A 14,590-nucleotide genomic window follows, 5' to 3' on the forward strand; every position below is an offset into this window, starting at 1 on the left:
GGGGCCACGAGAGCGACCCACGGAGGACATCATGGCCAAGTACCTGCTGCTCAAGCACTACCGAGGCGCACCGGCACCGGTCAACGACGTGCCCATGGACCAGTGGACGCCGGAGGAGGTCTCGGCTCACATGCGGTACATGCGGGACTTCGCCGACCGGCTGGAGGGCACCGGCGAGTTCGTCGACGGCCAGGCGCTCTCCCCGGAGGGCGCGTTCGTCCGCTACGACGGCGAGGGACGGCCGCCGGTCACCGACGGCCCGTTCCCCGAGACCAAGGACCTGATCGCCGGCTGGATGGTGATCGACGTCGAGACCTACGAGCGGGCCGTCGAACTGGCCGGGGAGCTGTCGGCCGCACCCGGGGCGGGCGGGAAGCCGATCCACGAGTGGCTGGAGGTGCGCCCGTTCCTGACCGCGCCCCCGACCATCACGGAGTGACCCGCCATGGATGAGGCCCTTCTGCGGACCCTCACCCCCACCGTGATCGCCGTCCTCGGCCGCCGCGGAGCGGACTTCGCCGCGGCCGAGGACGCCGTACAGGAAGCCCTGGTCGAGGCCGTGCGCGTGTGGCCGGACCACCCGCCGCACGACCCCAGGGGCTGGCTGGTCACGGTGGCCTGGCGCAAGTTCCTCGACGCCGCCCGCGCCGACACCTCCCGACGGCACCGCGAGGTACGCGTCGAGGCCGAACCCGTACCCGGCCCGGGCGAGGCGGTGGACGACACGCTCCGGTTGTACTTCCTGTGCGCGCACCCGTCCCTGACACCGGCCTCGGCCGTGGCGCTCACGCTGCGCGCGGTCGGCGGCCTGACCACGCGCCAGATCGCGCGGGCCTACCTCGTGCCGGAGGCGACCATGGCCCAGCGCATCAGCAGGGCCAAGCGGACCGTCGCTGGCGTCCGGTTCGACCGGCCCGGCGACGTCGCCACTGTGCTGCGCGTGCTCTACCTGGTCTTCAACGAGGGCTACTCCGGAGACGTCGACCTCGCCGCCGAGGCGATCCGGCTCACCCGCCAGCTCGCGGCCGCGATCGACCACGAGGAGGTCGCGGGGCTGCTCGCGCTCATGCTTTTGCACCACGCCCGGCGCCCGGCGCGGACCGGACCCGACGGCAGGCTGGTGCCCCTCGCCGAGCAGGACCGCGGCCTGTGGGACACCCGCATGATCGCCGAGGGCGTCGGTGTGCTCCAGACGGCCCTGGCCCGCGACCGCCTGGGCGAGTACCAGGCCCAGGCCGCGATCGCCGCCCTCCACGCCGACGCCCGGACGGCCGAGGAGACCGACTGGACGCAGATCGTCGAGTGGTACGACGAACTGGTGCGCCTCACCGACAGCCCCGTGGCCCGCCTCAACCGGGCCGTCGCGGTCGGTGAGGCCGACGGTCCGCGGGCGGGTCTGGCCGCTCTGGCGGAGGTGGACCCCTCCGTGCCCCGGCACAGCGCCGCCGCCGCGTACCTGCGTGAGCGCGACGGCGATCCGGCCACCGCGGCGCGGCTCTACGCCGAGGCCGCCCGGTCGGCGCCCAACCTGCCCGAACGCGACCACCTCACGCGGCAGGCCGCACGGCTCAACGCGCGGCTGCGCGGCTGAGCGTTCCCCGGGGGGCGGCCCGGCCACCGACCGGGCTGGTAGGCCCGCCCATCCGTTGTTCGGACGGGCGGACCGTGCCGTGCGAAGGCGGTGGTCAGTCCAGGAGCCGTTCCCGGAGGACGGCCAGGTCCTCCTCCGCGACCCCCGCCGCCAGCAGGTAGGCGTGCGCGTCCAGCCCGCGCAGGGCGTCCAGGACGGTGTCGCGCAGGGTCAGGCCGCGCTCGGACAGCACGGCCTCGATCACGGGGCCCTGGTCCGGTTGCCCCATCGCGGCGAAGAGCGGGACGAGTTCGGTCGTGGACAGCTCGTAGTCGTCGGCGATCGCCTCGGCTCCGACGTCGGCCAGGGCGAGCAGCAGCAGGGCGACCAGACCGGTGCGGTCGCGTCCGGCCCCGCAGTGGAACAGGACGCCGCCGGGCCCGGCCTGGGCCAGGGCGGTGACCACCGCGGCGCACCGTTCGGCCTTGCGGTCGAGGAAGGGAGGGTAGTAGAGCGGGCTCCCGTTCAGCCGTCGGCGGTTGACGTCCTGCCAGAACCCGACGTCCTCGACATGGTCCAGGGCCACCTCCAGGCGCGTCATCCCGGCGGGCAGGGGAGTCGGGGCCGAATCCGCGGGGAAGGCGGCGGACCCGCCCCGGCTCGTGGGGCCCTCACCCGGAGCCGGTCGGATCTCGTCGGGGTTGCGCAGGTCCACGACGGTGCGCACACCCGCCTCGTAGGCGGCCCGCCAGCCCCTGTCGGTGACGAAGCGCGGGTCTGCGGAGCGGATGAAGGCGCCCCGGCGGACGCCGCGTCCGTCCCGGCTCGGCAGGCCGCCGAGGTCGCGGGTGTTGAAGAAGCCCTCCCAGGTGATCCTTCTGCTGTCGCTCATGGACGAAGGGGTACTTCACCTGACGGAGGAAGAAAAGTTCCTTGGTCCCTTGCCGGGCGGCGGTCAGGCGGTCGGTGAGGAGGCCCCCGAGGCCCCGACGTGGTCCGCGAGCAGCTCGGCGGCGCTGCGGGGCTCGCGGCCGAGGAGTTCGGTCAGCAGCGGGTGGTGTCCCGCGAAGTACCCGTCGCGGGCGGCCCGCGACATCATGAGCGTCAGCCCGACCACGTGTTCCGGGACTCCGCTCGCGACCTGTTCGGCGCTCCAGCGCTCGTCGTCCACGACGACGCGTTCGATGTCGCGGCCGGTGAGTTCGGAGGCGATCCGGGCGAAGTCGCCGAGGGTGACGGGCCCGGGCGGTGCGAGGGTGACGGGTCCGTCGAAGGAGCGCTCACCGGTGAGGATGACCGCCGCGGCCTCGGCCAGGTCGGCGCGGTCGGCCCAGGGGAGGGGGCCGTCCGCCGGTTGGGCGATCACCCCGGTCCGCTGCCACGGGCCGAGCAGGAGGTCGAGGCTGCCGAAGAACCCGTAGCGCAGCGCGGTCCAGGCGGTTCCCGACCCGGCGAGGATCGCCTCGGTGGCGGCGTGCAGGCGCGCCGGGAGGTAGGGGCTGTCGGCGGCGGCGCCGTGCTGGCTGGTGTAGAGGATCCGCCGGGCGCCGGCCGCGACGGCCGCCTCGATCGCGACGCGGTGCTGGCCGACCACGTCGGCCTCCGTGTCGCCGGAGGAGACCAGGAGCACCTGGTCGGCGCCCTCGAAGGAGTCGCGCAGCGCGGCCGGGTCGTCGTAGGAGCCCTGTCGCACACGCACCCCGCGGTCGGCGAGGTGCCGCGCCCTGGCGACGTCGCGCGCGCTGACGCCGATCCGGTCGGCCGGGACGCGCCTGAGGAGGTGCTCGACGGTGGCCCCGTTGAGTGCGCCGGTGGCGCCGGTGACGACGATCATGCCTGTGGTCCTCTCCATGTGTGTCCGTGCCCGGCCAGGTGGGCGGGTCGCGGCGGTGCCGGGGAACCCGACGCCCCGGCGGGGTGCGCGTACGGCGGTCCCCGGGCCCGGGCGGAAGCGGCACGGGTTTGGTGGTCGGCCACCCGCGCTTAAGTTGACCAGATCGGTCAACTTCGCTCGCGCCGATGACACTAGGTAAACTGACCATATGAGTCAAGTTGTTGTGACGGCGGTGGGGGACGGTGGGCGGCCATGACGGGTGCGGCGTCTTCGGGGCCCCGCCTGCGGGCCGACGCCAAGCGCAACGCCGAGCAGATCCGGCGCGCCGCGATCGACGTCTTCCGGGGGCGGGGCCTGACCGTGCCGCTGGAGGAGGTCGCCCGGGCGGCCGGGGTGAGCAAGGCCACGATCTTCAACCGGTTCGGCGGCAGGGTCGGCCTCATCGAGGCCGTCGTCGAGGAGGTGGTCGCGGCCGAGCTGTACGCCGCCATCGACCGCACCCGGGCCCTGGACGACGCCGGGGAGCGGATCGCCCACTACGTCACCGCGATGCGCGACCTCCTGTACCGCCAGCCCGCCGCGATCGACCTCCTGTTGCAGGCGTATCCGCACTCGCGGCGGCTCCTGGAGATCTGCCGGGCCGCGGGGGAGATCAACGACGAGCTGGTCGCGGCGGGCAGGGCCTGCGGCGCGCTGCGTCCCGCGTTCGAGGCGGACGACCTCCACGCGCTCGTCGTGGACACCGCGCTCGCCCTCAAGCACGGGACCCGCCCGCCGCGGGAGGACTACGACCGCCGCACCGCCTTCCTCCTCGACGGGATCCGCGGGCGCCGGGAGTCCGACTGACCCCCGGGGACGCACGCCCCGGGAGCCGGGGGAGCGAAGCGCCCGAGCGCGCGGGGTGCGGCGCGCCCGGGCGTTCTTATGAATCTACGATGTAAAGGCCATGGTTCCCAACGCCTTGCTCCACCTGAATCCCACACCTCTCATTCCGAACCGCCGAAGGCCCGGCCGTCCTCGGGCAGCACCTGGCCCCCGTCGACCACGATGGTCTGCCCGGTGATGAAGGAGGCTCCGGGACCGGCCAGGAACAGGCAGGCCGCGGCGATGTCCTCCACCTCGCCGATGCGTCCCAGCGGGATCGCCGCGCGCATGCGCTCCAGGTAGTCCGGCCCCAACTCCTCCAGGCCCTCGGTGCGCACGTTCCCCGGCAGCACCGCGTTGACGGTGATGCCCCGGGGCGCGAGCTCCAGGGCGGCGCTGCGCATGAACCCCAGCTGGGCGGCCTTGGTGGCGCCGTAGTGGGACCAGCCCGCGTATCCGGTCAGCGGTCCGGTGATGGAGGAGGTGATGACCACCCGCCCCCGCCCGGAGGCGGTCAGGGCCTCCACCGCGGCGCGCACCGTCAGCACGGTGCCCTTCACGTTGGTGTCCACGACCCGATCGAGTTCGCCGGGGTCCATCGACACCAGCGGGGACGAGGGGAAGATCCCGGCGTTGGCGCAGACCACGTCCAGGCCGCCGGTGCGCCGCACGGCCTGCTCCACGACGCGTTCGCAGTCCTCGGCCCCGGCCACGTCGCCGACCACCCACTCCGCCCCCGGGACGCCCCGGGCGGCCTCGCGCGCCCTGGCCTCGTCGCGCCCGACGATCACCACCCGGTCCCCGGCCTCGGCGAACCCCTTGGCGATACCGAGTCCGATGCCCCGGGTCCCGCCGGTCACCAGAACTGATCTGTCCACAGTCGTCTCCTGCGCTCAGGCCGATCACTGCTCCGTCCCGCCCAGGATTCCGTACGGGGGCGCGCTCTCGCCCGGCTTTCCCGGTGAACGGGCGGGGGCCGCGCGGCTGCCGACGCCGACCCCCGGCCCCCGACCGGCCGCGGTCCGCCGAGGGACGCCTGCGCCACCGACGCCCGGCTTCCGGCACACGGACTCCCGCCACCCCGGCTCACGGCAGGACGGCCGGTGAACACGGAACGGCCGGACGTCCCTCAGTCGAGTGCCGGGCGCGGCGGCGCGAGGGAGTCGGTGATCCGCACCTCGGTGGGCAGCCTGCGCCCCCGGGGGCGGGTCCCCGCGGGCCCGTCGACCAGCTCGACCAGCGCCGACACCGCCGCGCGGCCCAGCTCGTCGGCCGGGGCCAGCACCGCCGAGATCGGCGGCCCCGGCAGGTCGGCCAGGGCGATGTCGTCGGCCGCGGCCACGCTGATGTCCTCGGGCACCCGCACCCCCATGCGGCCGAACTCGAACATGGCTCCCAGCAGCAACAGGCTGTTGTAGACCAGCATCGCCGTGCAGCCCGAGTCCACGATCTCCCGCGCCGCCGCGGCCCCCTCCGCGAAGGCCGGTCGCACGGGCCCGAAGACCCGCACCCGCAGCCGGGACCGGGCGGCGTGCTCCACCAGCTCCTCGCGCCTGCGCCGGTCCATCCACGAACTGGGCGGCCCCGCCAGGTAGGCGACGTCGCGGTGCCCCAGCTCCACCAGGCGGTCGTAGACGGTGCCCAGACCGCCGGGGGTGTCCACCGTGAACGAGGTCAGTCCGGGCACGCGGCGGTTGATCACCACCAGCGGCTTGCGCCGGTGCGCCTCCTTCAGGTCGGCGGCCGAGCCCACCGGTGACTGGAGCGCGAATCCGTCCACCTGGCTCTCCAGTTCGCCGAGCACCTCGGCCTCGCGGGCCGCGTCGCCCCCGGTGACGGCGATGATCACCCGGCGCCCGCTCCTGCCCGCCAGCTCCTGCGCGGCGGTGGCGGTGGTGGAGTAGAAGGGGTTGTCCAGGTCGGGGACGAGCAGGGCGAAGAAACCGCTGCGACCCGTGGTCAGCGCCCGCGCGGCGGGGTTGGCCCGAAAGCCCAGTCTCTCCGCGGCGGCGCGGACCCTGACCAGGGTGGGCTCGGAGACCATGGACGGCCGCGACAGGGCCCGCGAAACGGTGGACGCCGACACGCCGGCCTCCCTGGCCACGTCGTCCAGACTCGCCATTGCAGCTCCTCACGCCCGGTGGTGCCCCCTGTCACACTCGCGACCCGGGGGTTGGCTCATGTCCCCGACACAGGCTACGGTGTGCAAGCGCTTGTGCAAGCGCTTGCAGATGTTTTTGCAGATGAAGCGCTGTTCAGATCAGGCATCGTGCAGGCGAATCCTCGCGTAGACACGGCATCGCGCAGCTCGGGCGCCGTGCCGAACCCAGACCGTCCCCTCGACAGCGACCGGGAGTGGAATTGCCCCGCCCGTCACCCACCGTCGGCGCCGACGCGGCCGCTCCGCGCCGCGGCCGCCTCCCACGACCACCCGTCACGGTCCTGCTGGTCCCGGGGCTGGCCGTGGTCCTGTTCGCCTTCTGCTACCCGGTCGTGGCCACCCTGGCCTGGCCGCCCGACGGCGACCCCGCCACGGTCGCGCGCGAGACGGGCGGCCTGCTCACCGACCCCTACCTGCTCCCCGTGGTCGCGCGCACCGTCCGCGTGGCCGTGGTGACCACCGCGCTGTGCCTGCTCATGGGCTTCCCGGTGGCCTACCTCATCTCCCGGGCCCCCGGCCGCTGGCCCGGCCGCCTCCTGGCCCTGGCGATCTTCCCGCTGCTGCTCAACACCGTCGTGCGCACCTACGGCTGGATCATGGTCCTGGGCGGCAACGGCCTCATCAGCGGCATCAGCGAGGCCCTGGGCATGGGCCGGGTCCAGCTGCTCTACACCGAGACCGCCATCGTGCTCGGCCTGGTCCAGCTCTTCCTGCCGCTGATGATCCTGTCCTCCTACTCCAGCCTCGCCCAGCAGGACCACCGCCTGGAGGACGCCGCCCGCGGGCTGGGCGCCTCGCCCGGCCGGGCCTTCCGCACCGTGGTCTTCCCGCTCGCCCTGCCCGGGGTGCTGGTGGGCTGCACGCTCGTCTTCGCGGGCGCGGTCACCGCCTTCACCACGCCCCAGCTGCTCGGCGGGCCGCGCGAACGCCTTCTGTCCACCCTGCTCTACAGCCGGGTCAACGTCAGCCTCGACTGGCCCTCCGCCAGCGCCGTCGCCCTGGTGATGACGGTGCTCGTGCTGGCGGTCAGCGCGCTGTCCGGCCGGCTCGGCAAGATCGGGAGCACCACGTCATGATCCTGAGACGCCCCTTCCTGTCGCTGCTCGCGGCGGCGGCCTTCGTCCTCATGCTCGGCCCCGTGGTGATCCTGGTCGGGGTCGCCTTCACCGCCGGGAGCACCCTGGCCTTCCCGCCCGAGGGCCTGTCCCTGCGCTGGTTCGCCGCCGCCCTGGACTACGGGCCCTTCGTCGACTCCTTCGGCACCAGCGTCGCCGTGGCGCTGGCCTCCACCGCGATCGCCCTGCTCCTGGGCGTTCCGGCGACCCTGGCCCTGCACCGGGGCAACCCGCGCGGGCGCAGGGTGATGGAGAACCTCTTCTTCGCCCCGATCGTGGTCCCCGAACTCGTCCTGAGCCTGGCCCTGTTCCAGCAGCTCATGGTGGGCATGCGCGTCACCGCGCTGGGCGCGCTGATCGTCGGGCACACCGTCCTGCTGCTGCCCTACACCGTCCGCGTGGTGGGCGCCTCGCTGTCGCTGGCCGACGCGCGCCTGGAGGAGGCCGCCCGGGGGCTGGGGGCCGGGCCGGTGCGGGCCTTCTTCACCGTGACCCTGCCGGTCATGGCGCCGGGCATCCTGTCCGCCACCATCCTGGCCTTCATCACCTCCCTGAACAACGTTCCCCTGTCCCTGCTGCTCACCGGCCCGGGCGTGGCGACGCTGCCGGTGGAGATGCTCAACTACGTCCAGTCCTCGTTCGACCCGGTGGTCGCGGCGGTCAGCGTGCTGCTCCTGGTGCTCAGCGTCGCGGTCGCCTTCGCCACCGAACGCATGGTCGGTTTCACGAAGGTCTTCGGCCGCTAACCGGGAAGAAGGACACACCACTTGACTTCCTCTCCTGCCTGAAGGCAGAAGAATCCGGAACCACCTAACGGCGGTTCGAGGCCAACGCCTCGTCACGGGTCGCCCCGTGGCCTTCCTGCTTCACCGCCGGTCGCCCCGTCCGGGAGGACTCCCGTTGAGGTCTCACACCAGCTCCACAGGCAACAACCGCCAGCCCGGCGGCTTCGAGATTGAGCGCCGCGTTCACATCCCGGTCATGAGCCACCCCACAACCGGGACACGTCCACTCCCGTACACGCAGCGACAACGACGCATTGAGGTACCCGCACCCGGGCGTCGAGCACAACTTGGAGGAGGGAAAGAACCGGTCCACCACGACCAGGTCCCGCCCATACCAAGCGCACTTGTACTCCAGCATGCTGCGCAGCTCACGCCAGGCCACATCGGAGATCGCCCGGGAAAGCCGACGGTTCTTGACCATGTTGCGCACCGACAGGTCCTCGATCACGACCACTTGGTTCTCACGGACGAGTCGAGTGGAGAGCTTGTGCAAAAAGTCCCGACGCCGGTCGGTGATACGGGCGCACACCCGCGCCACCCTGCGACGCGCCTTGTCCCGGTTCGTGCTGCCCCTGGCCTTACGCGACAGCGCCCGCTGAGCCCGGGCCAGCTTCGCCCGGTCGCGTTGCTCGTGGCGGGGGTTGGCCACCTTCTCCCCCGTGGACAAGGTCACCACGGAGGTGATTCCGGCATCGACACCGACCGCGTTGTTGACGGCCGGGGCCGACGTGATGGTGTCCTCGCACAGGAGCGAGACGAACCAGCGCCCGGCCGCATCGCGCGAGACCGTGACCGTGGAGGGGCGTGCTCCTTCGGGCAGGGGCCGCGACCACACGATGGCCAGGGGTTCGGCCATCTTGGCCAATGTCAGACGGCCGTCGCGGTAGCGAAAGGCCGACCGGGTGTACTCCGCCGAGGCCCGGGACGTCTTCTTGGACTTGAACCGCGGGTACTGCGCGCGGCGGTCGAAGAAGTTGCCGAAGGCGGTGTGCAGGTGGCGCAGCGTCTGTTGCAGCGGGACGCAGGAGACCTCGGTGAGGAAGGACAGCTCCTCAGTGCTCTTCCAGGCGGTGAGCATCGCCGAGGTGTGGGGGTAGCCCACCCGTTCGCGGCGCTGGTGCCAGGCGGTGGTGCGTTCGGCCAGGGCGCGGTTGTAGACCAGGCGCACGCACCCGAACGTGCGCGACAGCTCAGCCGCCTGCGCATCAGTGGGATAGAAGCGGTACCGAAACGCCCGCTTCACGCTCTTCCTGGCCATGGCACACACCGTAGCGACCGCACTGCGATCGCGTGAGGCGAATCCAACAGAAAGTCACGAGAAGGGAGAGGGCGTTTCCTCCCCGCCCTGAAGGACGGGGTATCCACGCCCAACAAACAGATGACACCCGTCGTCGAACTCGACCGCGTCACCCACCGCTTCGGCGGACGCAAGGGCAAGGACGGCCCCGCCGCCGTCGCCGACCTGGACCTGGCCGTGCAGCGCGGCAGGTTCACCACGCTGCTGGGCCCCAGCGGCTGCGGCAAGACCACCACCCTGCGCATGATCGCCGGGTTCCTCCAGCCCACCTCCGGCAGGATCCTGCTGGAGGGGGAGGACGCCACCCGCACCCCGCCGGAGAAGCGCAACATCGGCATGGTCTTCCAGTCCTACGCGCTCTTCCCGCACATGACCCTGCGCGACAACGTCGGCTACGGGCTGCGCACCCGCAGGATCGCCGCCCAGGAGGTGGCCAGGCGCGCGGGTGAGGCGCTGGACCTGGTGGGCCTGGCGCACCTGGCCGACCGCAAGCCCGCCGAGCTGTCCGGCGGCCAGCAGCAGCGGGTGGCCCTGGCCCGCGCCGTGGCCATCCGACCCTCGGTGCTGCTGCTGGACGAGCCGCTGTCCAACCTCGACGCCCAGCTGCGCGTGCAGATGCGCCGCGAACTGCTGCGGGTCCAGCGCGAGACCGGGCTGACCGCCGTCCTGGTCACCCACGACCAGGACGAGGCGCTGGAGCTGTCCGACACCATGGTCATCCTCAACGAGGGGCGCCTGGAGCAGCAGGGCGCGCCCCGGGAGGTCTTCCCCGCGCCCGCCAACCGCTTCGTCGCCGAGTTCCTGGGCTACGACAACTTCCCGCGGGTGCCCGGGCACGGAGCCGTCACCATCCGGCCCGAACACGTGCGCCTGCTGCCCGCCGGAACCCGCGAGGGCGAGGGCGAGACCGGCCTGGGCGGCACCGTCGGCGAGGTCACCTTCCAGGGCAGCAACTGCCTGGTCGAGGCCCGCATCGACGGCGTGGAGGGGCCCGGGTCGGTCCTGCGCTCCCTGCACCCGGCCGACGACCTGCGTCCCGGCGACCCCGTGCGTATCGCCCTGCCCCACCGCCACCTGGTGGAACTCGCCGAGGAGACCGGATGAGCCGCACCGCACGCCCGCGCCGCATGCTCGCCGCGCTCGCCGGGACGGCGGCGCTGGCCCTGGTGAGCGCCTCGTGCGCACCGGTGCGCGAGGACGACCCCGACACGCTGGTGGTGAGCACCTTCGCCTTCGCCACCGAGGAGTTCACCGAGGTGGTGGCCGACCCCTTCGAGGCCGAGACCGGGATCCGGGTGGTCCTGGACACCGGCAACAACGCCGGGCGGCTCACCAAGCTCAGGATCAACGCCGAGACGCCCGACACCGACGTCGTGCTCATCTCCGACTACTACGCCCAGATCGGCAAGGACATGGGGCTGTTCGCCCCCGTCGACCCCGCCGACGTGCCCAACCTCGACGCCATCCAGCCCTGGGCGGTGGACCCGGACGGGTACGGCCCCGCCTACACCTTCCAGCTCCTGGGCCTGCTCTACCGCACCGACCTCGTCGAGGAGGCCCCCGACTCCTGGGACGACCTGTGGGCCGAGCCCGAGGGAGGGTACGTGCTGCCCGACATCTCGGTCTCGGCCGGTCCGATGTTCGTCCTGGCCGCGGGCGAACACTTCGGCTCGGGTCCCTCCGACCCCGACGCCGGCTTCGAGGCGATGGGCCGGATCGGCGCGGACGCGCTCCAGTTCTACACCGGCTCCACCGAGCTCACCAGCCTGCTCGAACGCGGTGAGATCGCCATGGCGCCCGGCCTGGACAACTTCGCCATGGGCTCGGTGGAGGCCGGGCAGCCGATCGGCTTCGCCGCGCCCGAACAGGGCCGGGTGATGACCGCCAACACCGTCCAGGTGGTCGACGGGGCGCCCAACGAGGCCGGTGCACTGGCCTTCGTCGACTTCCTGCTGCGCCCCGAGATCCAGGAGGGGATGGCCGAGGCCCTCTACGACAAGCCCGTGGCGCTGGAGGCCGACCCCACCCCGCTCATGGAGCGGGTGTCGGGACAGGCCGCCTCCTCCCCGTCCGACAGCGGCTACCACCAGGGCGACCTGGCCCTCATCGCGCAGGAGCGCTCCACCTGGCTGGACCGCTTCACCGAGGAGGTGGCGCGGTGAGCGTGCCCATCGTGATCGACTGCGACCCCGGCGTCGACGACGCCCTGGCCCTGCTGCTCGCGCTGGCCTCCCCGGAGCTGGAGGTGCGGGGGGTGACCACGGTGGCCGGGAACGCCTCCCTCGCCGACGTGGACCGCAACGCCGCGCACGTGCTGGACCTGGCCGCGGCCCCGGCCGACCTGCCGCTGGTGTCGGGGCTGGCCGGGCCGATCTCGCGGACCGCGCGCCTGCGCGACGAGCCCATGCACGGGGCCGGCGGCCTGGGCGGGCTGGTCCCCGCCTCGCCGCCCCGGGCGTTCGGTCCCGGCCACGCGGTCGACTGGCTGGCGGAGCAGGCCCTGCGCTCGCCGGGGGAGCTGACCCTGGTGGCGATCGGCCCGCTGTCCAACGTGGCCGCCCTGCTCGCCCGCCACCCGCAGGCCGGACCGGCGCTGCGCGAGATCGTCGTCATGGGCGGCGCCGCCTTCGCCCAGGGCAACATCACCCCGGCCGCGGAGTTCAACTTCCACGCCGACCCCGAGGCCGCCCGCTACGTCCTGGAGTCGGGCCTGCCGGTGCGGATCGTGGGCCTGGACGTCACCCGCGCCGCCCTGTACCCGCTGCGCGAGGCCGAGGAGCTGGCGGCGCTGCCCGGCACCGCCGGGATCGCCGGAGCACTGCTGCGCGACTACGCCCTGCGCTACCTGGACCGCTTCGGCGTCGCCGCCGTGCCGGTGCACGACGCGCTGGCGGTGGCCGCCGTCGCCCATCCCGGACTGCTGGGCTGGGAGGAGGGCACCGCCTCGGTGGAGTGCGCCGGAGAACTCACCCGCGGCGCCCTCGTGGCCGACCTGCGCACCCCCGGCCGCGCACGGCACGTGCGCGTGGCCCGCACCGTGGACGCCGACGGGTTCGCCGCCCGCCTCACCGAGGGCATCGCCAGCTACGCCGCAGAACCGAACGACAGCGCGCGGACGCCGTGAACCGCGACCGCGCACCGGAAGGGGAACCGACTCCGATGCTCACCGCAGACCTGCTCATCCGCGGCGGAGACGTCGTCTCCGTCCACACCGGCCAGGTGTGGCGGGCCGACGTCGCCGTGGTCGGCGACGCGATCCGCGCGGTGCTGCCGCCGGGCACCCCCGTCGAGGCCCGCGAGACCGTCGACGCCGACGGGCTCGTGGTCGCGCCCGGGTACGTGGACGCGCACATGCACATCGAGAGCTCCCTGCTGGCCCCGGCCGAGTTCGCCCGGGTCACGCTCGCGCGCGGCACCACGACCGTGCTCGCCGACGCCCACGAGATCGTCAACGTCGCCGGGCGCGAGGGGCAGGCGTGGATGATCGGGCAGGGCGAGGCCACCGGGCAGACCATGCGCTGGGCGGTCCCCTCGTGCGTGCCCGCGCTCGACGGGTTCGAGACGGCCGGGGCCCGCCTGGACGCCGACGACGTCGCCGAGATGCTGGACTGGGAGGGGGTCACCACCCTCGGCGAGGTGATGGACTACCGCGCGGTGGTCTCCGGCGACCCCAGGATGGGCGCCATCATCGCCGCGGCCCGCAGCCGGGGCGTGCGCCTGGACGGGCACTGCCCCAACCTGTCCGGCGCCGAGCTGGGCGAGTACCTGTGGGCCGGGATCGACTCCGACCACTGCAAGAACACCGCCGAGGTGGCGGTGGAGAAGGCCCGCCTGGGCATGCTGCTGATGCTCCAGGAGAAGTGCCTGACCCCCGAGGTCGTGCGGGCCCTGCTGGACCTGCCGCACCTGCCCGACTTCTGCCTGGTCACCGACGACATCGTCGTGGACGCCATCGTGAGCACCGGTCACCTGGACCGGGTGGGGGCGGTGGCCCTCGAACGCGGACTGCCCCCGCTGGCGGTGCTGCGGGCGCTCACGCTCCAGCCCGCGCGCAGGCTCGGCCTCGACGACCGGGGGACCGTCACCCCGGGCAAGCGCGCCGACCTGGTCCTGCTGCGCTCGCTCACCGAGCTGACCCCCGTGGTCGCGATCGCCGGCGGCACGGTCGTGGGCCGCGACGGCGCCCCGCTCACCGGACCCGGGCCCGCGCCGGAGCACCCGTTCGGCGGCACGGTGCGCATCGGCGCGCCCGACGCGCGGGCGGCCCGCTGGCGGGTGGACCTGCCCGACGGCGACCACGCCTTCCGGGCGCTGCGGGTGAACCCGGTGGACACCTACACCGAGCCGGACGAGGTCGTGCTGCCCGTGCGCGGGGGAGTGGTGCACTGGCAGGGCAGGACCGCGGTGGTGGCGGTCTTCGAGCGCCACACCGGGGCGGGCGGGGTGGCGTTCGCGCCGGTCACCGGGCAGGAACTGGGCGCGGGGGCCTTCGCCACCACCTACGCCCACGACAGCCACAACCTCACGGTCGTGGCCACGAGCGAGGACGCGCTGCGCGAGGCCGCCGCGCGGGTGGTGTCCTGGGGCGGGGGCATGCGCCTGGTCCGCGAGGGCGGCGCGGGCGCCGGGATCGCCCTGCCCATCGGCGGGGTCATGTCGGAGAGGCCCGCCGACGAGGTCGCCCGGGCCACCCGGGAGCTGCGCGCGGAGCTGGCGGCGTGGGGCTGGGACAACCGCAACGCCTTCATGAGCCTGTCCACGCTGACCCTGGCGGTGTCCCCGAGCGTGAAGATCACCGACCGGGGCCTGGTGCGCGTGGTCGAGCGCGCCTGGGAACCGGCGACGGTGGGCTGACCCGTTGCGCAGGGCGGAGCCGCGTACCTTCCCCGGGTGCGCGGCTCCTCGTGCGACCGCGGCTCCGCCACCGCGGCGGGAGCCGAACCGGTCCGGCGGACCCGTCCGCC

Annotated in this window: 14 protein-coding genes; 9 read left to right on the forward strand and 5 right to left on the reverse strand. The window is 73.4% G+C overall.

Going from position 1 to position 14,590, the window contains the following annotated elements:
- Nucleotides 1–31 precede the first annotated feature (31 nt).
- Together UIS43_RS03255 and UIS43_RS03260 are read left to right on the forward strand one after the other, a co-directional pair.
- On the forward strand, nt 32–439 hold the full coding sequence (locus tag UIS43_RS03255) for a YciI family protein (RefSeq protein ID WP_013152949.1): 408 nt from the start codon (nt 32–34) through the stop codon (nt 437–439).
- Nucleotides 440–445: 6 nt separating this feature from the next.
- A complete protein-coding gene (locus UIS43_RS03260; RefSeq protein ID WP_071622029.1) occupies nt 446–1,591 on the forward strand; it encodes an RNA polymerase sigma factor in 1,146 nt (381 codons plus the stop codon).
- A 94-nt stretch (nt 1,592–1,685) separates the two neighbouring features.
- Here UIS43_RS03260 and UIS43_RS03265 read toward each other — a convergent pair whose 3' ends face one another.
- Together UIS43_RS03265 and UIS43_RS03270 are read right to left on the reverse strand one after the other, a co-directional pair.
- Nucleotides 1,686–2,462, reverse strand: a complete 777-nt coding sequence (locus UIS43_RS03265; RefSeq protein ID WP_071622030.1) for a tyrosine-protein phosphatase — start codon at nt 2,460–2,462, stop codon at nt 1,686–1,688.
- A 63-nt stretch (nt 2,463–2,525) separates the two neighbouring features.
- The gene (locus UIS43_RS03270; RefSeq protein WP_370013222.1) at nt 2,526–3,404 is read right to left on the reverse strand and encodes an NAD(P)H-binding protein; all 879 of its coding nucleotides are present in this window, start codon (nt 3,402–3,404) and stop codon (nt 2,526–2,528) included.
- 252 nt (nt 3,405–3,656) lie between these two features.
- On the opposite strand from UIS43_RS03270, the gene UIS43_RS03275 reads away from it, so the two are divergent.
- Nucleotides 3,657–4,250 carry a TetR/AcrR family transcriptional regulator gene (locus tag UIS43_RS03275; protein WP_013152953.1) on the forward strand — a complete coding sequence of 198 codons (594 nt, stop codon included), beginning with the start codon at nt 3,657–3,659 and terminating at the stop codon, nt 4,248–4,250.
- 140 nt (nt 4,251–4,390) lie between these two features.
- Here UIS43_RS03275 and fabG read toward each other — a convergent pair whose 3' ends face one another.
- Nucleotides 4,391–5,146 carry a 3-oxoacyl-ACP reductase FabG gene (gene fabG, locus UIS43_RS03280; RefSeq protein WP_117199078.1) on the reverse strand — a complete coding sequence of 252 codons (756 nt, stop codon included), beginning with the start codon at nt 5,144–5,146 and terminating at the stop codon, nt 4,391–4,393.
- 251 nt (nt 5,147–5,397) lie between these two features.
- Nucleotides 5,398–6,390: a LacI family DNA-binding transcriptional regulator gene (locus UIS43_RS03285; RefSeq protein ID WP_071622033.1), complete on the reverse strand. Its 993-nt coding sequence runs from the start codon at nt 6,388–6,390 to the stop codon at nt 5,398–5,400.
- Nucleotides 6,391–6,623: 233 nt separating this feature from the next.
- On the opposite strand from UIS43_RS03285, the gene UIS43_RS03290 reads away from it, so the two are divergent.
- Both UIS43_RS03290 and UIS43_RS03295 read left to right on the forward strand, forming a co-directional pair.
- The gene (locus UIS43_RS03290) at nt 6,624–7,505 is read left to right on the forward strand and encodes an ABC transporter permease (protein ID WP_232051660.1); all 882 of its coding nucleotides are present in this window, start codon (nt 6,624–6,626) and stop codon (nt 7,503–7,505) included.
- Nucleotides 7,502–8,290 (forward strand): ABC transporter permease, encoded by a 789-nt coding sequence (locus tag UIS43_RS03295; protein ID WP_013152957.1) that lies wholly within the window; start codon nt 7,502–7,504, stop codon nt 8,288–8,290. Before UIS43_RS03290 ends, UIS43_RS03295 begins: the two co-directional genes overlap by 4 nt.
- Before the next feature lie 64 nt (nt 8,291–8,354).
- Here the strand turns inward: UIS43_RS03295 and UIS43_RS03300 are convergent, their stop codons facing one another.
- Nucleotides 8,355–9,587, reverse strand: coding sequence for an RNA-guided endonuclease TnpB family protein (locus tag UIS43_RS03300; protein ID WP_212639961.1), 1,233 nt, complete (start codon nt 9,585–9,587; stop codon nt 8,355–8,357).
- Between the two features lie 120 nt (nt 9,588–9,707).
- Between UIS43_RS03300 and UIS43_RS03305 the strand changes: the two genes are divergently transcribed.
- The 4 genes from UIS43_RS03305 to UIS43_RS03320 are packed head-to-tail and all read left to right on the forward strand — an operon-like array spanning nt 9,708 to nt 14,480.
- Nucleotides 9,708–10,730, forward strand: coding sequence for an ABC transporter ATP-binding protein (locus UIS43_RS03305; protein ID WP_013152959.1), 1,023 nt, complete (start codon nt 9,708–9,710; stop codon nt 10,728–10,730).
- On the forward strand, nt 10,727–11,788 hold the full coding sequence (locus tag UIS43_RS03310) for an ABC transporter substrate-binding protein (RefSeq protein WP_071622034.1): 1,062 nt from the start codon (nt 10,727–10,729) through the stop codon (nt 11,786–11,788). The genes UIS43_RS03305 and UIS43_RS03310 overlap by 4 nt, the downstream gene beginning before the upstream one ends.
- The gene (locus UIS43_RS03315; protein ID WP_013152961.1) at nt 11,785–12,750 is read left to right on the forward strand and encodes a nucleoside hydrolase; all 966 of its coding nucleotides are present in this window, start codon (nt 11,785–11,787) and stop codon (nt 12,748–12,750) included. Before UIS43_RS03310 ends, UIS43_RS03315 begins: the two co-directional genes overlap by 4 nt.
- Nucleotides 12,751–12,785: 35 nt before the next feature.
- Nucleotides 12,786–14,480, forward strand: a complete 1,695-nt coding sequence (locus UIS43_RS03320) for an adenine deaminase C-terminal domain-containing protein (protein WP_013152962.1) — start codon at nt 12,786–12,788, stop codon at nt 14,478–14,480.
- Nucleotides 14,481–14,590: the final 110 nt, after the last annotated feature.

The sequence above is a fragment of the Nocardiopsis sp. LDBS0036 genome (assembly GCF_041228755.1).
Classification (GTDB): Bacteria; Actinomycetota; Actinomycetes; order Streptosporangiales; family Streptosporangiaceae; genus Nocardiopsis; species Nocardiopsis dassonvillei.